Here is a 21,394-nt window from a genome sequence, read left to right as displayed (position 1 = left end):
TTATCACCTCCTACTGCAAAAACTTCAGATATTATATATGATGTTTTGCATATACTGACTAGTTACAACATTTGCAAAAATTTTATTCATTTTGAATTTTGAATTTCCTATATCCTCTCCTTTACTAAAGAAGCCGTACTGCTGATAGCACTGAAGACTGCGAAACCGCCAGCAGCAGCGACAAGTAAAGATAAAATTGGTGCTAAAATCCCCAGAAAAATTATGAACCACATTAAGTCTGGTGAATCAACGACATTAGGATCTTGACCTGGGCCATTGACAATCACTGCGGCAGTCAGTACAGCAATAATATTGAAGGAAATTTTGGCGATTCCAATAGATAGAAAGCCGGTCAGCCATGCAAAAATTGGTTTACCAGCTACAGGTAGCAAAGATCCACCTACAGCTATTGGCCCTAAAACTGCTATTAACAACATAGTAGCTTCTATCAAATTTTGAAAGGCATATTGTAAGGAAACTAAAAAGTTTTTGATGCTCGTTTGGACTGTAGAACCTAACAGAGAATTAAAAGAGGTTTCTGATACAATGCCAGTGCCATATCTGATATTATCTACTTTAGTTTGTAGTCTATTTATCCAGGTTTGATTTCCATACTTCTCTCTGTATTTCTGCCAAAGAACCTCGACTTTTATAGCAGCTTTATCAAAACATTGACTTTGTTGTTCGCCAGTAAGAGATTGACAAGGACGTAGAAAAGAACCAGCTACTTCTTCAGCAACACTCATATTCAGTGCTTGTTGATAATATTTTTTCTCTGCATCTGCTGAAATCACTACTTGCTGATTCACACCGTTTAAAATATCCCGTACCCACAGCGTCAGACTAGACAGTATACTTCCATTGCCTGAATTACTTAAGAGTACTACCACAATAAAAGGCCAAATTAAAGCTGATATGGGACGGGTATATTCGTAGGATATTAAGTCTTTGAGGAATTGTATCATAAAAAATAACAGGGTTCCTACAGCAAAAAAAATACCCAGAGTTGTCAGCACTCCATACAAGTTACTACTGAATAAATCCAGCCATTGTTTGTCCCAACCTTCGGCAATACTTTGGGAAGTTGCGGCACCATTATCGAGAATCTGATCGATGCCTACTTGGGCAAAAATTAGTTTAATAGCAAGTTGCATTTTGAATTGATGGGCTATTTTTTTAAATTTTGTCAGGTACGTCAGGAAAATAATCCACCCTACTAAGCTTTTTTTAGATTTCCTATTGGTTTTTCAGAACTTAAAGGATTTTAAAATTGTCTAGAAGATTAGAGTTTTTTTCTCTTAAAATCCTACTGATTAACTTGACTGCCAAACAAATTTAGTTGAGAAGTCGCTTGTAAAAGTCGCGCTGCTTCTGTAGATGTTTCTACTCTACGAGCGCGATTCGCCTCTTCAGACTGCTGAGAAATGTTTGCTAAATTTAAATTAGAGTATTGCAAAGACTGATTTGTCTGTAATGTCTGAGCAAATGTTTCGGCTACAATTTTTACTTGTTCCCGTTGAATTTGAGTAGTTTGCAATTGAGTGAGACCTAGCACTTCTGCTAATCCGGCAATACCACCTGTTACAGCCGATTGCTGACTCCTAATCTGTTGGATCTTTTGTTGAATTTCACCGTCATCGGTAATTCCTGCAATATCTTCCAGACTTTGCTCAGTACTTTCTAACTTAGCTTTTGTCCGAATTTGTCCATTTATACCGAGAATACTTTCTGCTACTCCACGGCTAATTACACGATTGAGTTCATTACTAACTAAAGTTCCCCGCACTGCTGAATTATTTTCAAAGCGGTTTGATCTAGAGTCTGAACTATAACGGGGGAGAATCAATTGATCACGAATCTTTTGTCCCGCAAGGACGGGGTTGGTTATATTCAATTCTCCCTTAGCACTATTAAGAAGAGCATTTTGAAAGTCTCGTTCTAGAGGCTCTAATTTGTCGCTCAAATTATTTTGAAAGTAAGTTTGCAAATCTCTGGAATATGATTGAAAATCAGTCCAAACCTGGCCTAATCCGCCCGTGTTAACTTGTGCGATCGCTGGTAGTATTGCCAGAGATGATAGCAAGGTAAAAGTAAAAATGGTAGTTTTTCGCATATATCTGTGCCTGAAAAAGGTAGACTACATTATATAGTGAGGTAAAAATTTAGCTTTTTAACCGTGCCAATTTTGGATAATAGAATGGAATTAGTTTTTCGATTCCCCCCCTGTTGCAATGCGCCGTAAATCTAAAATCCCTAAGCTGCAAACCAAGAGTGGGTGCAGTAAATCTAAAAGACGCTCGTAACTCGCTAATGCTACACTATCGAAAATCTAGAATCCAAAATGGTTTGACTCACTGTTAACTGCCTAAAGAAGCCGATTAACTACTACGCAGAGTCGCCACTAACTGACGTGCAAAGGCAGAAATTGCTTCATATTTATCACTGTGAAGTTGCATCATTTGGCTACGTGCAGTTTGTTCATAAGGGTTATTAGCAACTGCTGCCAATTGTTCGTAACCTGGATAATAACGACAGAATGTATAAATACCGTTATCATCTAATAACCATTGGCTATAAACACCTTCTTTGCGGGGAAAAAAGCTTTCTGAGGCATTACGAGAAATAACTTGGCGGGGATATTTCAAGATGTCTGCAAAACTATCTACTGCAACTGGCTGGATGCGTCCAATCAACCGTGTTGTCAGGTTTTGCAATATTTTCGATGCAGCTTTAGATTTAGCAATGGTGTCAGGATCTTGTCCTGATAAGATGACTCTGATCCCAGCTTTAGCGCCGTTAGCACAAATTCTACCAACTAAGTCGGAAATTTGCTCGAACTCAAATAAAATTGGTGCTTCGTCGATAAAGAATATGGAAGCTGGACTACTTAATGCGCGTCGGAGTGCTGCTGAATAGGCACTCAAGGATAGTACGGCTGCATCTTCACTATCAGATAAGTTTCTCAGAGCAAAAACTAAAAGTTGTGCATCGGTAGGAAAGCTGGATGGTGCAGAAATGGCTTGTCCCACGCGGCTAGAAAGCCAAAAGCGTAAGCGCAACTGAATTTGGCTGAGAGCGTCTTCTACTCTGCCAGTTAAAGAACTTAGCTGCAAGTGTTCTGGTGAGCAGAAAAAGAGAAAATCTTTTAAAGTGGGGGTTTTCTGCCAAGCAAGAGTGCCAAATCCTCCTTCCATCGCCTGTCGATATCGCTCTTTGATACCCTCATCTCTAAAGAAGGCTTCTAAAGCGAGGTTGAGCAGCGATCGCACGGTTTGCGATAAAATTTGACTTTCAGTCGATGATCCCAAAACCATTGTCATTAAAGCTGATTCGAGGAAGGCGGTATAATCGTTAAAGCGATCGCGTTGTTGTTCTGCTTCTAGCGATCGTAAATCTGGCTGTTCAAATAAATTATTCGATTGTTTGGAAATATCAAAATAGGCTCCATTCCCCTCCATAAACTCTGTGTAGTCAGTGAAAGTAGATGTCCCATCAGGTTTAGGGAAATCTAACGCCACAACCGGAATCCCATGCCCTAAAGCCTGAGTTAAAATCCCTGATACCAACACCGATTTACCAGCACGAGTTGTCGCAAACAAAGCTAAATTTTTGTGCTGATTAAATAAATCTAAATGTATGGGTGTTCCGCCTTCTTCAGCAATCAACTCAAAGCCTTGTTTGTCACCTTTTTTACTTAAAACTAGCGGCATTAATCCCGGAACTTCACTTGTTAAATATAGCTGGCGACGGTTGAAGGGTGTTGCTAATAAACCCTCCCAAACTATTGGTAGAGTTTGCAGCCAAATTTTCCAGGCATATTCAGTTTCCCTAATTACTCTGGCTGGACGTTGAAAACAGTTTTCAATATATCTTGTCGCCTCATCTAATTTTTCTAAAGTTGGACGATGTACTAAAATAGCGACACTCGTATAAATCGGGACTGCACCTTCAAATAACTGTTCTTGTGCTGCTACCGACTTCTTCAACTTTAATTGAGCGTTGACATCAATAGTTTTACTTTTTTCTTGAGCCATAATCGTTGTCATGTTTGACTGCTTCAGCACTCGTTGCAGAGTAGTTTTTACCAATGCTGGATTTGCAGCAGTCAACTCACAAAAAATTTCTGTATCTACTACTGTTTCTCTGGCCAACAGTTCCCATAAATAGCGCAGTTGAGCCGATTTACTAGTCCAACCGCCGGGTTTTTCCAGAAATGACAGTGCGCCAATATAACGATTATTAACATTAACCCAGCGGCGATCGGCACAAGGTACACTAGATTCCATCAGCAAAGTTGTGCCGTGGATATTGTCTAGCAGTAATTTAGTACTAGCCAAATCGGAATTAACTTGTTCGTGCAGTCCTTGTTCATCTAAAGTCATTAACTGGGGAATATCTATTGGCTGCGTATCATTAAACCTTTTCCAGATTTCCCCCCAGAGTTCATCAGCAGTCAAAGGTTTGACATCCAATCCCATTTTGTTAGATAAGATTTGTTCCCAGCGGAGAAAACCCTGGTTGTAAGCATTTGTAATCAGGGTTTCAATACGTTGATTTTCTACTTCTAAAAGATCGCCTTTAAATTTCAACCACCAGGATTCTGCTTTGACTAAAAGCTTTTCTATCCAATCATCTGCATGTTGCGAGTTAGATTCAATGGTGTAAGTTACATAAATCCGCAAAAATTTAGGTTTACGAATCCCAGAAATAGTCAGTTCTTTAATTCTGGCTCTCTCCGCCATCAACAAATATTTGATGTCTCGCGATGATGCATTTCTGATTAATGTTGCTAACTCTTTTTGGCGCTCTTTATCTGAACTAAAAGAACCCAAGTGTAGCGTCATCCTTTCACCACTAGGAATGTCTTTTAATCCGGCTTCAATGTTATTAAAAAGTGTATCAATTTGTTCAGGTCTTAAGGTGGTATGAATTCCCTTACAATCAAAACCAAAAACAAAGCAGAACCGATCTTTTTGAGTACCTTTTGTCAATAGGTAAGCGCCAATATCACGTCCATTCATGGCAACACGCAACATTGTCGCCAAGTGCAACGCATCTTCAAATGGTGTTAATCTACTTTCATTTCCGGCGACGCTGACGCTTTGTTTTCCGATTTTTTGCTTCATGGTTAACTTCCAGTAAGCTTTGATAACGAGCAAAGCCTCTTGTCCAAGCGGGAACCCCGATAAATTTACTTAAAAAACTCCAACTCCTACCACCAGTTAAGATCCACCAAGTTCCTATTCCCCAACCAGTCATTAGTACTGTCCACAACCATTTTTGAAATTCTTCTTGGAAAATCCCACCAAAAATTCCATTGATAGTAAAATAGGAGGCTAAGGCTATTACCGTCCAAGGAAGAATTTGATCGGCAGGGATTGGCCCTAGTGAGGGTTGGCTTCCTAGAACCTGATTGACTGGACGAAAATCTTGTTCCCGCTCTTGAGACATTTTAAATATCTAAATTATTTATTAGGGCCAGCGCCAATTACAAAGCCTGTGAGTACATCAGCAATGGTAACAGCCACAACCACTAATAGGGGAGTTCTGGCAATGCTTTGCCAATCTTCATCTTTACGCACTGCGTTAATCACACCAACTAGGGAAATTGCAATATAGAGTAAGTAAATCGCCCGCAACACATTGAATATCAAACTTATTGCGAAGTTGGGATCATTACCATCGGTTATTGAACCACGGAAGCTCTCTTTGAAAAAGGTTTCAGCTTTCCCAAAAAACTGTGCTTGTGCAGGGGCTGCAAAATAGTCTAACCAATATAAACTCAGGATAATGGCTGCTGCTAAAATTTGTAATAATATTAGCGATCGCCTTGGTAAATTCACTTGCTGCCCAATTTGCTGGATGATGACTGCAATTAAACTACCAGCAAGTAAACAAAACAGCAGGATAGGACTTTTGAGGCTGATAACGCTAACCAATACAGCACAAGCAATCAAAAAAGGTACAGATTCAAGCAGAATAGTCAGACAGGATTTAAATGCCCGTCTTAACTTGTGAGATTCTTTCGCCGCACTACCAGTTAAAGCTTTGAAAAAGTTTCTCTCGTGAGAACTTTGTCTAAACATTTGCTACTTTTCCTATGGTGTACTATAATTATTACACGTATCGGTTTTTACAACTATTACAATTCAACGTGCTTTAACATCATTCATTATTAATCAAATTATAAACCTATAGTAAAGTTTTATATTTTACATTACTATTCTGAAGTTAAGTTAACATGATATTAAGATTTATCTAAAACTAAATTTCTCTAGATTTGAAAAGCTGGATTGCAAATATCGAGATTGAACTGGTAGAGTCCTCTCGACTTTGATAATTTTCTCAATCTTCTCATACAGATAGCTTCGATCAACCAAGTTCAAAGCCTTGACTTTCCCTACCTAATAGGTATCTGAGCAAACTGCTATAAATATTTCAGACTTGTATGTACACCGTAGGCTTGCTCTGAGTGCAAATCAAGAGTGTGTTGGCTCTTTAGGGTTCTTCGGAGCGAACATGAGATGAAACAGTATTGAGTCACCGAAATTCAAATACCTGTCTTGAAAAGTTTAGATCGATTGTAGAAAAATGGTAGACGTTCAAATGTACGTTTTACCATTTTCTACACACCGACTAGATTTGGAACTAGATTACAAACTTAAACACAGTTCCGAGATTAGAAGTACCACCAAAAGAGGCAGTACCGTAAATGTCACCATTCGAGAGCTGAATTAGTGTGGACTCTGGCGTTGCTCCATTAGTACCATTAAAACTAATTAAGCCGGTGATGGTAGCCCCAGTCAGCTGATAAATAACTCCTTTGTTATTTGCCCCACCAGCAGAAGCTGTCCCATAGAAGTTACCATTGCTTGCTTTTATGAGTGCAGCCGTTGGGTTGGCCCCATTAGTGCCATTAAAACTGGCAACTAAAACGGGTGTACCGCCACCAAGCGGAATCCTGAATATAGCTCCTTTATTGTTGGCTCCACCCAGTTTAGAAGTGCCGTACAGGAATCCGCTAGATTCAATTAATGCAGACTGCGAATTTGCTCCATTAGCGCCACTAAAGCTATATGGAGTCAGTACTCCTGCGGGAGTTAACTTGTACACAACTCCCTTACCACTTGCTCCCCCGGCAGAGGTAGTGCCGTAGTAGTTTCCATCGGTACCCAGTTGCAATCTTGCTAATGGGGTTGCTCCATTAGTACCGCTAAAGGTTGCGACGGTGGTGAGTGCACCGGTAGTGGGCGAAACCTTGAATATAGTTCCTTTATTATTGGCCCCACCTGTAGAGCTTGTCCCCCACAAATTGCCATCAGTACCTGTAATCAGTCGGCCTGCTGGGTTAGCCCCATTAGTGCCCGTGAAATTTGTAAGAGTTGTCAGGGTTGTAAAAGCTGTTTTCGCCAACTTAAACACACTGCCGAGGTCACTTGTACCACCTGTAAAGGTTGCCCCATATAAATTGCCATCGGCTGCTTGGAATAATCTAGCAACTGGATTAGTCCCTTTATTGATTCCAGAGGTTCCGGTGAAATTTATCAGTGTGGTCAGAGTAGTGAAAGCAGTAGGAGTTAACTTGAATGCAGTTCCTTTGCCAGAAGTGCCACCAGCAGAAGTAGTTCCATAAAGATTGCCATCAGTACCGTTACCCTTAAATACACCAGCTCTTGGCGAAGCTCCGTTAGTGCCGTTGAAATTTACAACAGTAGTCAATGTTGCAGCAAAGGCTTGTTGGAAGGGTAGTACTAGTGAAGAAGCCAAAACAGTCAAAGAAGTAAAAATCAATACTTTATTTTTGCTCTGGCGTTGTTTGTACAGATTAATCTTGTTCATTGGATACCTCAAAAAAAGTTAGTGGAGACGGAATTGTAGCTAGTTCTAACGGATTTTGTGATGGCTGCTACTCATGACTAAATACCAATTTGAAAAATGATCGCTACAAATGTAGGTTAGGAAGCCACGTCCGTAGAAGGGTTTTCCAGCTTTTTTGCGTTTAAGCAAGCTACGCCTAGCCTCTCCCTTTGGATAAAAGGGAGAAACAAGTGGCGTTTGAAGGAGGAAACCCAAGACCCCAATATCTTGTATGTGTTGGGTTTTACTCCGTCATCTACAAGATATTGCTACGACTCAATCTACGTGTTGAGCGCCTTTCTATCTAAAAATGGTATAATTTGTCAGCCTAGACACTAGTAAGAAAATGCCTGAAATGTTGCTATAGCCCGATTTAAAAAGGACTCAGAAAGCCTGTTTTACCAACACCACAAAAACCGTACTAGCACTGAGTCAATAACGTGAATGGCACGATTAATGATTTCGTTCGGTAGCATAAAACATTATTTATATTTTTGATGTCGTGAAAAACACAAAAACAGTGAAAAATACACGATTTTGACAGAATATAGTCACAAAACTCGATTTAAAGCAGACCAGATAGTGCGTTTTTTGTCAAGCAATTAGTAAACTTTATTAAATACTGATTAAAACCTCTAAAAAAACTGAATAAGCAAAATCACATATTAATTAAGTGAAAGGTTTTTATTTTCCTCTGAAAAAATTAAAAAAAACGGATAAAAACTACTTTTAAAACACCTCTAAATTACCAAAATATATTTAAGCTTTTTAATTATTCCATAAGTTAATTCTAACTTAAGCTTAACCTTGGCTTAACCTTAACCTTAACATTATGTTGATTTCATTGGCAAAATTTAACTAGCTATTAACCATAGCAGTCCTAAAAGATTTATGAAATTCTGACTTTCTTAACTTCGCACTTAGTGGTAGTTTGTGGCAACTGGTGCATATATACATTAAAGAAAGTAATTTTTATAATTCAGATGAACTTGCCATGCCAAATAAGTAAGTAGGTAAAATTAAACATGGCTTTTTAAAAGGGAATGAGAGACTAAAAATGGTAATTTTGGCATGATTAATAGTACCTATTAACCATTTACTTCTACTAAAGCCGCTGAATATTTATTTATATAAACTTACATTGAATGTAGAGTTTTTAAATAGCAAATAACTATGTTAGAGGGTAAATTAGCAAGAGTTTAATACCCTCTACATATTTAAAGCTTTGCCTTTAATTTGCTCTACATTCTGAAGAGTTTTGTGCAAACCTCTGTTTAATAAATACCTTTTTCATGCAAGTTTACTGTGCTTATAAAAGGTTATTTTTAATCGCCAGTTTGACACTTGATTTGGATTTGATATGGTGTTGAACCGGAAATTAATTTGAAGGAGCAAGACATGGCTTTTTATCCTAATCGTCAATTGACCCATTTGGCAAGTTCAATTTCTGTATTTGCCATCACAATTGGTTTAGTAGTAGGTCAATCCGCTACTCAGAAATCTCTGGCTCAGACCTCCACTACTCCTGCCCCAGCTGGAGTAACCTCCATAAATGGTGCAGGTGGAGGCAGTATAAATACTTTGTTTGTGGGTACAGGAACTACCTCTCCTTATGCCCTACAAGGCTCATGGTTTAACACTTACGGTGTTGGAAATCCTACAACCCTCAATCCTCCAGGTCCAGTCAATCCGCTCGTTACATTCAGATATGCTGCGATTAATAGTAGTGCAGGGTTGGCAGCTTTTTTCACTCAAACCCCACCACCCGCGACTGGGGCAACTATCAATCCCCCAGTCTCTTTTGCAGATACTGATGACCCCATAACAGGAACAGAAAAACTTAGTGCAGGTCCCAACGCTGGTACCCCCATCCAAGTGCCTGTGATCACCTACGGAGTTGCGTTAGCTTACAACCCCACTGGTCTAAATGTACCAGCAGATGGAATTAAGCTTTCACGAGCTACTTACCTTGGTATTTTTAACGGCACCATCACAAATTGGAATGATGGCAGAATTACAACAGATAACGGCGGCAGAGTAATTTCAGCAGTAAGTAAACCCATCGTTGTAGTACGTCGTAGTGACAATAGTGCTAACACTTTTACTTTAAGCAGTAATCTCAAGGCGGCATTTGGTGCTACATGGAACAGAGGAGTTGGTGAAATAAGTATTGCTCAAGCTGGTGGTATACCCAATCCACTACCAGCCAATACAGTTGTTTGGCCAGCCAATTTCCAATTTGCCTCAGGAAGTAAAGGTGTAGCCACCAAAATCAAAACTACTGCTGGTGCAATTGGTTATGTGGATAATTCTACGCGGTTAGCTAATGGTCTGCAAGCTGCTGTCTTACAGAACAAGGCAGGTACTTACAACCCCATCTCACCAACTTCAATTAGAAATGCTTTTGTTGGTACGACTGACCAAGATGCAAGTCCTCGGCGGATTAAACTCGTAGTCACTGATCCAACAACTGCAAATGCTTACCCCCTTGTTAGCGCATCTTACCTGGTATTTTATGACAAATACGCAAACGTTAAGGTAGCAAATGGGATTAAAGGATTTATCGGCTGGGCTTTAGGAACCACCTCCGCAGACAATATAGCTACAGCTCGTGGCTATGCTCCTCTTCCAGCTGCGATTAAAACTCTGTCTAAAGGTGCTGTCAATACTTACGTGAATGATGCCTTGAATCCATAATTTCATGAATACCGTTTTTGGTTTTAACCGCCCTTGCCTCCTTTAGATTTATAAATATCTTAGACAGGATATGAAGATGATGCCTCAGGATTATATTTACAATCCTGGGGATTTATTTAGGCAATTATTTATGTCAATAACTCGTAAAGATGCTCTTAATTTTTAGAAAATATAAGGCAATAAATAAATGGGTATAAATAAATATCAGAGAGTTTGTGATCGCGATCGCTTTTAGGCATCCACCGATGCTGTCAGGTGAAGCGATCGCAAAGTTTGGCATCAAATATGTTATAATTTTATCTGTTGAGAAATATTTTCGGTTATATAACTGACTATCATAGACCCTTCTCCGAATCTAAATCTCTACACCCTTTGATTCTGAAGGTGTTTAATGTCAGAAGTATTCCAAATATTTAAATTTTAGTTAGCCGAAATGTATTGTAATACCTCGCGTGACACTGATACACCTAACTGTCAAAAAAATATGCTAATAAGAACGGACAAGTCTAGTGTGTCACACACGCAGACAACCTACGGATACTACTGGAACTTATGCCCACGGATATAATTACTCGTCCTGAGTCCCTCACAGAAGATTGCTTTTTTACTTACGCCCTTGGGACTGATTTGCACGATCCTAATTCAACAGCTAAATATTTACGCCGAATCAGAAAAGAAGATAAACCATATATCGACATAGCTGTTTCTCCCAGACCTGGCTATCGGTTTGAGGTTTGCCTTATCCCTGTTGAAGGGTTTGTTCAAGAAACAATATTGACAAAAGACGGGTTCGCCAAAGCTTTAGCAATTATTTGTGCTGTATCTAGTAAAGCTAGGAAGCGATTCCCTTCAGGAAATGGACAAGAAATAGTCCGGTGTCAATTTAGTAACTTAGCTGATGCAGTCGCTGTAGCGAATAGACTATCTGCATTACCCTCTGATATGTATGAAACTCTCGTCAAGCTACCAAATGCTTTGTAATAATATATTGCATCGGCTGGAATATTTATTATTAAAACTGACGCGGGGACATTTTAATGGTAAATAGCTAGATGGACTTGAGACGAAAACCTCAATGGGTCATATTTCGTCTGTTGATAAAAAGCTTGTCATACAAGACTTTTAACCTGAATGTACAATTTTGATGTTTTTGTACGCCAACCTATAATTCAAAGTGAGTTTTTTTTATGCCTATAAGTCCTTTGCGTGAAGAACCTCGTAACCAGCGAGCGCCTGTAATTCGTACAAGTAATGAGTTTATTCTCTTGGAATGGCTGAAATCTACTGGTCGTTTAATCGAGCGCGAACATCAAGAATCTGAGTATCTAACTGAAGTAGAAGAAATTTCTGAAATGATAGACCTTGACGATATCCCTTACGATCATGACGATGATGATGCTGACATGGATTTAGAAGCCTAGTACCGCAAGGCGGAAGTCAAAAGTCAAAAGTCAAAAGTCAAAAAAATTGTATTCCGGGCTTTTGCGCCATTTGAAATGGTGAGGCAGTCGCTCAGAGGGGGTTCCCCCCATGAGGAACTGCCGTTAGCGCAGCGTAAAGCCTTCGGCATGGCTTCGCTTAGAGCGAGCCTGCGTTCGCGCAGCGTCTCGTAGAGAGCGTCACCCCTTAGCGACGCAGGAGCGTCAGGGTATGTTTATTTCTGCCGTGTTGTACTAGTAGCGTAATTCGTAATTACTATATCGCAAGCGTTCCATTAATTTGGAAGGGGTGTTTCATTTACGCCGAAAGGCTAAAATTCCTGACTTATCTAAAAAGTCGGGAATTTTAATATTAAAATGCGAGTGTGTTTAATTCTTGGACTTGAGTAAGAGATAAAATAATTGTCCATTGCTGACTGTAACACCAGCGCGATCGCCTGCTATTTTCCCAGTACCTAAAAAATAATCTACTCTACCTGCACCTTTAATTGCACCTCCGGTATCTTGGTCAAGAACATAGCGACTAACGATGCGCTCCTCCATTTTTCCGGTAGGATTAACAAAGGGAATAGAAGCGCGAATCAACGCTAAAGCACCAGGAGGCATGAGAGATTTATCTGTAGCAATAGAACGCTCTGCTGTTAATGGTACGTTGATAGAACCTTGGGCTGGCTCACCGTGATTTTCTTGAAAAAAAACAAAGCTGCGATCACGCGGAATATAAATATTTAATTCTTGGGGATGTTTTTGGAAATAACCGAGAATAATTGGCATAGTTACACCTTCTAGCGGTAATTTGCCATCATTCAATAATTCTCGCCCAATACTTTTGTAGTTATAAGCGGTGTTACCCGCATAGCCAATTGTTGTTTGAGTCCCATCGGGAAGCTGAAGTCTCGCCGAACCTTCAATTTGAGCTAGATATGGTTCGAGGCGATCGCGAAACCAAAACAACTCTAATCCTCGCAATTTCCCTTTTGCACTTTGTAAACCATCTGCTCCTTCTAACTCCTCGCGTCTCGGATGAGGTTTAGTCCAGGAGTTGAAATCAGGAGGTAAGCGATAAACAGGATAGCGATATTCTGTTGTGGGGACGCGACTAGCTGCGTACAGTGGCTCATAGTAAGCGGTGAATAAAACGGAAGCTTGGTTATCTTTACCGACTGACTGGTAAAGAACAAATTCTTGCTCTATGGCTTGATGTAATTCTGTTGCAGAATTAGTTTTTAATAGGAGTTCGCGGAATCTTTTCAAGCTTTTGATGACGCGATCGCGCGTAATCCCAGCCACTGGATAGTTTTGATAAGCAGCCGCAGCATTAGCTGTTTGCAGATATTGAAGACTGCGAGCGATCGCACCAATCAGTGCCTTTTTCTCTGGTATTTTTCCATAAATTATTTCATCCAAACAAGAGGTATCACTTTGACAACAAGTAATTGGTAGTCTTAGGATTAATGGTAATTTTTGTTTTTGTGGAAATACATCTTGATTTTCAGCAGTCAAGGACACTGGTAGATCCCACTTTTTTACCTGACATTCTGGCGAAATGAGTTCCTGATGCGTCAAAGATTGCATTCGCACCAGGAAAATTGACAAAATTACAGGTAAACTGATGGCGATAATTTTGTTAAACTTTCCTAACCCAGTAAGTGTCTTTTTCATTAAAATTCAAAATTTTTAAGATTCTCCCACCTCGCTCAAATTCTAAAATAAAACACCAAAAATCATTTAATTGTTTCACAACACCAAAAATTTTACCCAATGCTCAATGCCCAATGCCCTATTCCCTATTCCCTATTCATTCATATTACGGTAAGTCGCAACAGCAGAAGGCGATATCCGGTTCAAATATCGGAAAATCCAATACTTAAATATGGTATCTAAAATCACCGGAAATGTAGCGATAAATAAGAAAATAAAATCTCTATTTGCCGGTAATCCCCAATGACGTGATACTCCTTCTAGCAGAACTTCCCAGCCATGAGGAGAGTGGAATCCTACAAAGATATCAGTAAATAAAATAATGATAAATGCCTTGGCACTATCACTAAGTCCATAGACAATATTATCAAAGAAATCTTTGAGCACAGCAATAGAAGACTTGCTGACTAACAAAAGCCAGATAAAAGCAACCACCGAAAACATATCTGCAAAAACATTTTTGATCGCACCAGAGCTTTCGTGACGAAATTCTTCAGCAAGCTCTTTCGCCTTATTTTTCATTTCAGTCTCCATCTGCTCAGGTAACAGTGGAGGGGCTTTGATAATGAGATTTTCAAACTTGAGCTTTTCTTCAAATCTTTGTAATTCTGCAAGGGCTTCCTCTTCCATTTCGGAATTGAGAAATATCTGCATTTCCTGAGTGCTTCTAAATCTCTCAATAATTGGGCCGACTACAAAAGCTTTTGCTATCTGATGCGTTAAAAGTGGTATAATAATTAATAGTAAAATAAACCTGAGAGATATTATTGTTCTTTTTTGAGTTTGACGAAAAGTCTGAATTACTTCTTGTTCCGAATTAGGGTCTAATTCAACTTGCAGACGACTGATAGTAGTTAAAATAGAGCGAGGTAAAACACCCGTTGTATCGGTTTTACTCTTGGCTTTTGGTTTATTATTTAAGTCTTGATTTGGTATTTTAGGTGGTAATGTTGGAGTTTTGACGAGCAGCGATTTGTCGTCAGATATTACAGAGTTAACTGGTAGACTTGGAGGTTTGACTACTAAAGCGTTAGAAGTCACTCGCTCGGAATTTGTTGTGTATTTAGATAGAACTTGGTCGATATAGTTTAGCTTTTCCAAAACTAAAGAAGGACTCAGATACTCTATACCTGCTTTTTGAGCAGCTTTTTGATTCTCTTCATTTAGAAACCAACGGCTTGCTCTAAACTCCGTCAGCCGCATTCTGGCAATTTTTAATAGCTTGTTGAGGTCTGACTCAAAATAATCCATCACGCTGTTACTGTACATGGCTGAGTCAGTGTCTATTTTGTTACCATTGAAATGCTTATCTTCTATTTCTTTAACCTTTAATGCTGCATCGTAAGCTTGATGTAAAGAACGTTCAGGAGTCTGTAAGTACCATCGATAAGCAGCAACTAAGAAAGAATAGATTTTTTGATTAAAAACAGAGTTTTTCATTGCAGACAATCATTCAGCATTATTTGGTGACTATTAACCTTAAGTTAACGCACGAGGTATACTAACAAATCTACAAGGAGAAAGTTTGTGGTTTCTCATTCGGTTTGGATTGTTGGCAGTAGCCGTAGTGGTAAGACGGCTCGCTTGGTAGAACAATTTTGTAATTGGGTAAAATCAGAAAATCCATATACTGAATCATTTTATACTAAAAAATCAGGACGTAAAAAAACTGGTCATATACCGGAATTTTTAGATATTAAACAAACAGAGCTAGGAGTTTTAGTCTTAGCTGCCAATGATGATAATCGTCGCGAGCTAGGAGATATAATTGTTACATCTACATTGGGTAAATATCCGGTTCGTGCCAAGACGCCACTAGGTTTTTTTCAGGATGAAGTTATTTTATTTTGGCCGTTGCTAATTAACTCGTTGAACCTGAAGGCCCAGTTTCCGGTAAGATTGCGACCAGAAACGGAGCAAGAGTTAGCAACCAAACTTTGGCGTCCCCAGTTAGACGAAGAAATTTTACGTCTTGCGGGAGTGAATGAATCTCGCTTGGTGCGTCGCATCTTGGACTTATTACAATTAGCAGCTTACAGTGGTATACCTTGCGAAGATATTGCCGAGGTTTTGGCCAAGGGTTTTGGGGAAAATACCACAACTTTAGAGCCGGAATTTTTGGCATCTTTGCTACTAGATTGGCGTAATTGGTGTTTAGAGAGGGGGTTACTAACTTATGGGATCATTACCGAACTTTACAGTCAGCATTTGTTAAGCGATCGCCATTACCAGCAGCATCTAACTAAACGCTATCAAGCGGTACTGGCGGATGATGTCGATGACTATCCAAGCGTAGCGCGTCTTTTGTTTGAGTTGCTATTAGATCGCGGTGCAGTCGGGGCCTTTAGCTACAATCCTGACGGTGCGGTGCGATTGGGATTGGGAGCAGATCCCAACTACCTAGAAGGGTTAGCAGAGCGTTGTCGGGTAGAAATCTTGAATGGGCCGCCTCCAGAGTCTCTGAGCGAACAACTGACTAAACAGATGGTGGAATTAGTCACAGAACCGATGGTACTGTTGAGTTTACCAAAAACAGTGCATTCAATTCAAACTACCTCCCGCGCCCAATTATTGCGGCAAACAGCAGAGGTAATTGCCAACACCATTCAATCACAGCAAGTGCAACCAGAAGAAGTGGCGATTATTGCACCAGGTTTAGATGCGATCGCTCGTTATACTCTAGTAGAAATCCTCGTCAAGCAAAATATCCAAGTAGAATCGCTAAATGACCAACGCCCCCTAATTAGTTCGCCCGTGATTCGCGCCTTACTCACCATGCTGGCATTAGTTTATCCCGGCTTGGGACGACTCGTAGATCGGGATGCTGTCGCAGAAATGCTGGTTGTATTGAGCAGGAAACAACAACCACCAGAAAACTCCTCACTCCTAACTCCTAACTCCTCACTCAGCACTCACAACTCAGCACTCAGCACTGATATTGACCCGGTACGTGCTGGTTTGATTGCAGATTACTGCTTTGTACCCCATCCCGATCGCCCCAACTTGCTACCAGTGTCAGCCTTCGAGCGCTGGGATCGAATCGGTTATGCAGCAACTACAGCCTATAGTGAGATATTACAGTGGTTAGAACAGCAGCGATCGCAACAAGAATTGCGGTTAATTCCCAGTCCCATTTCTCTCTTAGACAGAGCAATTCAACGTTTTTTGTGGAATGGGAGTAATCTTCCCTACGAACAACTAGCAGCATTGCGGGAATTATTAGAAACTGCCCAACACTACTGGGAAATTGACACCAGGTTACGACAAATTACCCCAGTGGAGACAACGCCTCACACAACTATTATTGAATTCATTCAATTACTGCGACGTGGTACGATTACTGCCAACGCTTACCCTGTGCGTCCCATTGGTGGAGCGAGAAAGGCTGTCACACTAGCAACCATATTTCAATATCGATCTAGTAGGCGATCGCACCAGTGGCATTTTTGGCTGGATGCTGGTTCTCCCCTATGGGCGAAAGGTGGTGCAGCGACTTTGTTTGGGGCGGCGTTTTTTCTACGAGATAGATTAGGCGAACCTTGGACAGCAGAAGATGAAAAATTGGCAGAAGAACAACGACTGCAAAGGATCTTGACAGATTTACTCTCTCGTGTATCCGAGAGAGTTTATTTGTGTCACAGCGATTTAGCAGTGAATGGACAAGAGCAATTAGGACCGCTGTTACCCTTAGTGAATGCCTGTGTAACGGTTATTTCTGACTAGACTATTAAAAGAAACTTCTAATAAAACTACATCTCAGTTAATCATTGATCGAATATTACAGGAAGCCAAAGTTCTTTTAAGACAAACTTCCTGGACGGTTTCAGAAATTGCGTATGCCTTGGGATATGCGGAAGTGACACATTTTAATAATCTCTTTAAAAAATATCTGAACATAACACCGACAAATTTTAGAAAAGCCAATATTGTTTGATTTGCATAAGCAATTATTTGCTTAACGTAAGCCCATCTGCTTGTTTTTCGACTAATCTTGTATCAGTAAATCAATTGATAATTAAAAATAAAAAAATCATGAAAAAAGCATTAATTACCGGAGCCAATAAAAGTATTGGCTTAGAAACTGCCCGCCAACTGCTGCAAAAGGGATATTACATTTATTTAGGCAGCCGTAATTTAGAGAATGGACTGGAAGCGGTAGAAAAGCTTAAAGCTGAAGGATTAACCGATGTGGAAGCCATCCAAATAGATGTCAGCAATGATGAATCGGTAAAGGCAGCCCGTGCCGAAATAGGCAAAAAAACCGAAGTGTTGGATGTGCTGATTAATAACGCCGGGATTAGCGGAGGTTTGCCGCAATCAGCAACTGGTGCCAGTATAGACGCATTTAAAAAGGTATTTGATACCAATGTGTTTGGCGTAGTCAGAGCTACCCAGGCTTTTATGGATTTGCTGCAAAAGTCACCCGAACCACGCATCGTAAATGTAAGTTCGAGTCAAGGTTCGCTTACCTTAAGCGACGATCCAACCAATCCGTATTACAACCATAAAGCAGCCGTGTACCAATCCTCAAAAGCCGCCCTCAATATGTATACCATTAACCTGGCTTACGAACTACGTGATACACCATTTAAAGTAAATACGATTGACCCGGGCTTTGTCGCAACTGATTTTAACAATCACCGCGGAACCGGTACCGTCGAGGAGGCTGGCTCGCGTATAGCTAAATACGCCATTATTGACAGCGACGGTCCAACAGGAAAATTTTTTAGTGAAGAATACAACCCGGAAACGGGAGAAATCCCCTGGTAGTTTCAGGTAGTTAACAACCTCATTGCGTTCGCGTAGCGTCTCGTAGAGAGGAACGAACCATTGGCACCCCCTCAGCATGAGGAATTAACGGGACTTAAACATTTTTTCGGGACAAACAAGCCTCAAACCCATACAGGGTAAGGGGAATACACCAAATACTCAAAAATGGCCCAAACCCAAATATATCAATCAACTAAGCATAACGATGTCAAAGTCTTTCTGTATATAGATTTAAGGCTCTTTTCTGGGTGTTTTTTGTCTAAGTCCCATATAATTATCCGACTGAGAGTAAACGCTCGATATCCTGAATTGGCGGCGCACCAAACAGGCGGGTATATTCCCGGCTGAACTGGGATGGACTTTCATAGCCGACCCGATCAGCAGCCGTAATCGCATTGTAATTTTCCGCCAGCATGAGCCGACGAGCTTCTAGGAGTCGGAGCTGCTTTTGATATTGCAGCGGACTCATCGATGTCACTTGCTTAAAATGGTGATGGAAAGACGAAGGCGACATGCTGGCTTGTTCAGCGAGATCGGCAACGCGCATTGGTTTGGTAAAATCCACCTTGATGCTTTGGATCACCGTTGCAATGCGCTGCATGTTGCTACCCGATGTCGCAATCTGACGAACTGCTTCACTTTGTTCGCCGATTAATAAGCGGTAGTAGATTTCGCGAATCATCATCGGAGCCAGGATCGGAATATCTTGGGGTGTATCCAATAGCCGTGTCAGTCGCAGCGCACAATCGAGTAATGATACGTCGGCGGTGCTGACGAAAAAGCCTCGAACCGAAGTTTCTTTTTTATCCGCGATTCTCATTCTGAGAGGCTTTGCCAACGCATTGGTTTGGACAGCAATAATCTCACAGAGTTCGCGTGGGTCAAGATCCAGTTTGAATCCTAAAAAGGGGCGATCGGGGGTCGCTTCGATAATAAATCCGGTAATCGGCTGATCGACTGAAACAACCAGATATTGCGCCTCACCATACCGATAGATTTCCTCACCCAGCGCTGCACCTTTTTTACCCTGAACAACGATCGCCAGCATCGGGGTGCTGACTCCATGTAACATCCTCCCAGTCAAAGACTCACGGCTAAATCCCAGCGGCGCGATACTCGTTTGGTGAAAACCATCACCCTTGCCATTAGTGTGGCGGTTGATAAGGGCGGCTAGTTCTCGACATCGATCGGCGATGAGTTCGTCTGTCATCGTTTTTAGGACTTATTTTCTTTTGCGTATTATTATAGAACATTCTTATCCAGTCATAAGATCATAATCTGGAGGATTAGGCAATAAACTGCGAGGTCTGTGTATTGAGAATCCCGGTCTGCAAACATACGATGAATATATTCAAATAACGCAGCAGAAGGATAAGGCAATGACCAAAATTGCATTGGTAACCGGAGCGAGCCGAGGACTGGGCAAAAGTACTGCTTTGAATCTGGCTAAAAAAGGGGTTGATGTCATCGTCACTTACCATCGCAATGCCGAAGAAGCGAAAAACGTCGTTGCAGAGATTGAACAGCTTGGCGCTAAAGCTGTAGCACTGCAACTGGACACAGCAAATATTAAAACCTTTGATGGTTTTGTCGGACAAATTCAGCAGTCACTTCAGGATCAATGGCAGACCGATCGCTTTGACTTTCTCGTTAATAATGCTGGGATAGGTGTGTATGCATCGTTTGCCGACACGACCGAGGAAGATTTTGACCACTTGATGAATATTCACGTCAAGGGCGTTTTCTTTCTCACCCAAAAACTATTGCCACTGATCAATGACGGCGGACGAATCGTGAATCTTTCGTCTGGACTCACCCGGTTGACCCTGCCTGGTTATGCCGCCTACGCCACGATGAAAGGGGCGATGGAGACTTTAACCAAATACATGGCAAAAGAACTGGGAGCGCGGCGGATTGCAGTGAATATCGTCGCTCTAGGGGCGATCGAAACTGATTTCGGGGGGGGTGGTGTCCGTGACAATCCTGAGGTGAATCAATATTTCGCCTCGCAAACCGCATTGGGTCGCGTGGGTCTTCCTGATGATATTGGAGGCGCGATCGCCTCTCTACTTTCTGAAGATAACAAATGGGTGAATGCTCAGAGAATTGAAGTTTCTGGCGGTCAGTCGATTTAATTCAAACTAATTTCAATAACAGGAAAAATTTAGGAGACTACCATGCAAATTACAGGAAACACAATTCTGATAACTGGCGGCGGATCGGGGATTGGTCGCGGACTCGCTGAGTCCTTTCACAAAAAAGGCAATCAGGTGATCGTCTCTGGTCGGCGTCAACATGCATTAGATGAGGTGACATCGGCTAATCCTGGTATCAAATCTCTACTACTGGATATCAACGAGCAAGACAGCATCCGTTCGTTTAGTCAGCAAGTCGCTCAAGATTACCCAGGGCTGAATGTTTTGATCAACAATGCTGGGATCGCGAAGGTAGAAGATCTCAAATCACCACCAGATTACCTAGAGGATGCCGAGGCGATCGTGACCACCAACCTCCTTGGCCCTATTCGCCTGACAGCGGCACTCCTACCTCTGCTGCAAAAGCAGCCGCACTCTGCCATTCTCACGGTTTCGTCTGGGTTGGCTTTTGTCTCGAATGCAGCGACTCCAACCTACAGCGCGACTAAGGCAGCGATCCACTCATACTCGTTATCGCTACGCCACCAGCTCAAAAACACCACAACCGAGGTGATCGAGATTATTCCGCCTTATGTCCAGACTCGACTCAGCGGCGAACATCAAATGACCCATCCTCTCGCTATGCCCCTCAACGAGTTCATTACCGAGGTGATGGACATCCTCGCCAATCACCAAACTGTAGAAGAGGTCGTGGTAGAGCGCTGCAAGCCGCTCCGCTTCGCCGCCGAAAATGGGAATGCTGACACGATGTTTCAGACTCTTAACCCGTAGGCG

Annotated in this window: 18 protein-coding genes; 8 read left to right on the top strand and 10 right to left on the bottom strand. The window is 41.2% G+C overall.

The features are described 5' to 3' along the window. Positions 1–107: 107 nt before the first annotated feature. The 6 genes from HWQ58_RS27905 to HWQ58_RS27880 all read right to left on the bottom strand — a co-directional run bounded on the left by HWQ58_RS27905 (position 108) and on the right by HWQ58_RS27880 (position 7,839). Positions 108–1,154: a hypothetical protein gene (locus HWQ58_RS27905; protein ID WP_292870213.1), complete on the bottom strand. Its 1,047-nt coding sequence runs from the start codon at positions 1,152–1,154 to the stop codon at positions 108–110. Positions 1,155–1,306: 152 nt separating this feature from the next. Continuing rightward, entirely contained in the window at positions 1,307–2,113 is an 807-nt protein-coding gene (locus tag HWQ58_RS27900) for a hypothetical protein (RefSeq protein ID WP_292870210.1), read from the bottom strand. Between the two features lie 265 nt (positions 2,114–2,378). Further along, a complete protein-coding gene (locus HWQ58_RS27895) occupies positions 2,379–5,126 on the bottom strand; it encodes a hypothetical protein (protein WP_292870207.1) in 2,748 nt (915 codons plus the stop codon). Continuing rightward, positions 5,080–5,451, bottom strand: coding sequence for a hypothetical protein (locus HWQ58_RS27890; RefSeq protein ID WP_292870204.1), 372 nt, complete (start codon positions 5,449–5,451; stop codon positions 5,080–5,082). Before HWQ58_RS27890 ends, HWQ58_RS27895 begins: the two co-directional genes overlap by 47 nt. Positions 5,452–5,465: 14 nt before the next feature. Next, positions 5,466–6,086 (bottom strand): hypothetical protein, encoded by a 621-nt coding sequence (locus HWQ58_RS27885; protein ID WP_292870201.1) that lies wholly within the window; start codon positions 6,084–6,086, stop codon positions 5,466–5,468. A 562-nt stretch (positions 6,087–6,648) separates the two neighbouring features. Further along, entirely contained in the window at positions 6,649–7,839 is a 1,191-nt protein-coding gene (locus HWQ58_RS27880; RefSeq protein WP_292870198.1) for a choice-of-anchor tandem repeat GloVer-containing protein, read from the bottom strand. Positions 7,840–9,255: 1,416 nt separating this feature from the next. Here HWQ58_RS27880 and HWQ58_RS27875 point away from each other — a divergent pair. Then, positions 9,256–10,554 carry a substrate-binding domain-containing protein gene (locus HWQ58_RS27875; protein WP_292870195.1) on the top strand — a complete coding sequence of 433 codons (1,299 nt, stop codon included), beginning with the start codon at positions 9,256–9,258 and terminating at the stop codon, positions 10,552–10,554. A gap of 133 nt (positions 10,555–10,687) precedes the next feature. Here HWQ58_RS27875 and HWQ58_RS27870 read toward each other — a convergent pair whose 3' ends face one another. Further along, positions 10,688–10,837, bottom strand: coding sequence for a hypothetical protein (locus tag HWQ58_RS27870; RefSeq protein WP_292870192.1), 150 nt, complete (start codon positions 10,835–10,837; stop codon positions 10,688–10,690). Positions 10,838–11,106: 269 nt separating this feature from the next. Here HWQ58_RS27870 and HWQ58_RS27865 point away from each other — a divergent pair, with 269 nt between their 5' ends. Then, on the top strand, positions 11,107–11,535 hold the full coding sequence (locus HWQ58_RS27865; protein WP_292870189.1) for a hypothetical protein: 429 nt from the start codon (positions 11,107–11,109) through the stop codon (positions 11,533–11,535). A gap of 206 nt (positions 11,536–11,741) precedes the next feature. Then, positions 11,742–11,975 (top strand): DUF3134 domain-containing protein, encoded by a 234-nt coding sequence (locus HWQ58_RS27860; RefSeq protein WP_292870186.1) that lies wholly within the window; start codon positions 11,742–11,744, stop codon positions 11,973–11,975. 387 nt (positions 11,976–12,362) lie between these two features. Here the strand turns inward: HWQ58_RS27860 and HWQ58_RS27855 are convergent, their stop codons facing one another. Both HWQ58_RS27855 and HWQ58_RS27850 read right to left on the bottom strand, forming a co-directional pair. Continuing rightward, a complete protein-coding gene (locus tag HWQ58_RS27855; RefSeq protein ID WP_292870183.1) occupies positions 12,363–13,655 on the bottom strand; it encodes an MltA domain-containing protein in 1,293 nt (430 codons plus the stop codon). A gap of 132 nt (positions 13,656–13,787) precedes the next feature. Beyond that, positions 13,788–15,143, bottom strand: a complete 1,356-nt coding sequence (locus HWQ58_RS27850; protein ID WP_292870180.1) for a proton extrusion protein PcxA — start codon at positions 15,141–15,143, stop codon at positions 13,788–13,790. Positions 15,144–15,221: 78 nt separating this feature from the next. On the opposite strand from HWQ58_RS27850, the gene HWQ58_RS27845 reads away from it, so the two are divergent. From HWQ58_RS27845 to HWQ58_RS27840, 3 genes are all read left to right on the top strand, one after another. Further along, positions 15,222–17,417, top strand: coding sequence for a recombinase family protein (locus tag HWQ58_RS27845; RefSeq protein ID WP_292870178.1), 2,196 nt, complete (start codon positions 15,222–15,224; stop codon positions 17,415–17,417). Then, positions 17,410–17,628: a helix-turn-helix transcriptional regulator gene (locus HWQ58_RS38580; RefSeq protein WP_366838785.1), complete on the top strand. Its 219-nt coding sequence runs from the start codon at positions 17,410–17,412 to the stop codon at positions 17,626–17,628. Before HWQ58_RS27845 ends, HWQ58_RS38580 begins: the two co-directional genes overlap by 8 nt. A 98-nt stretch (positions 17,629–17,726) precedes the next feature. Further along, positions 17,727–18,464, top strand: coding sequence for an SDR family oxidoreductase (locus HWQ58_RS27840; RefSeq protein ID WP_292870175.1), 738 nt, complete (start codon positions 17,727–17,729; stop codon positions 18,462–18,464). A gap of 274 nt (positions 18,465–18,738) precedes the next feature. On the opposite strand, the gene HWQ58_RS27835 is transcribed toward HWQ58_RS27840, so the two are convergent. Next, a complete protein-coding gene (locus tag HWQ58_RS27835; protein ID WP_292870172.1) occupies positions 18,739–19,674 on the bottom strand; it encodes an AraC family transcriptional regulator in 936 nt (311 codons plus the stop codon). 184 nt (positions 19,675–19,858) lie between these two features. Here HWQ58_RS27835 and HWQ58_RS27830 point away from each other — a divergent pair, with 184 nt between their 5' ends. Continuing rightward, positions 19,859–20,599 (top strand): SDR family oxidoreductase, encoded by a 741-nt coding sequence (locus tag HWQ58_RS27830; protein ID WP_292870169.1) that lies wholly within the window; start codon positions 19,859–19,861, stop codon positions 20,597–20,599. Between the two features lie 42 nt (positions 20,600–20,641). After that, a complete protein-coding gene (locus HWQ58_RS27825) occupies positions 20,642–21,391 on the top strand; it encodes an SDR family oxidoreductase (RefSeq protein ID WP_292870166.1) in 750 nt (249 codons plus the stop codon). Positions 21,392–21,394 lie beyond the last annotated feature (3 nt).

Origin of the sequence: Nostoc sp. LPT (genome assembly GCF_017115165.1) — a bacterium.
In the GTDB taxonomy this organism is placed as follows: domain Bacteria; phylum Cyanobacteriota; class Cyanobacteriia; order Cyanobacteriales; family Nostocaceae; genus Nostoc.
This window is presented reverse-complemented; position numbering and strand designations above follow the sequence as displayed.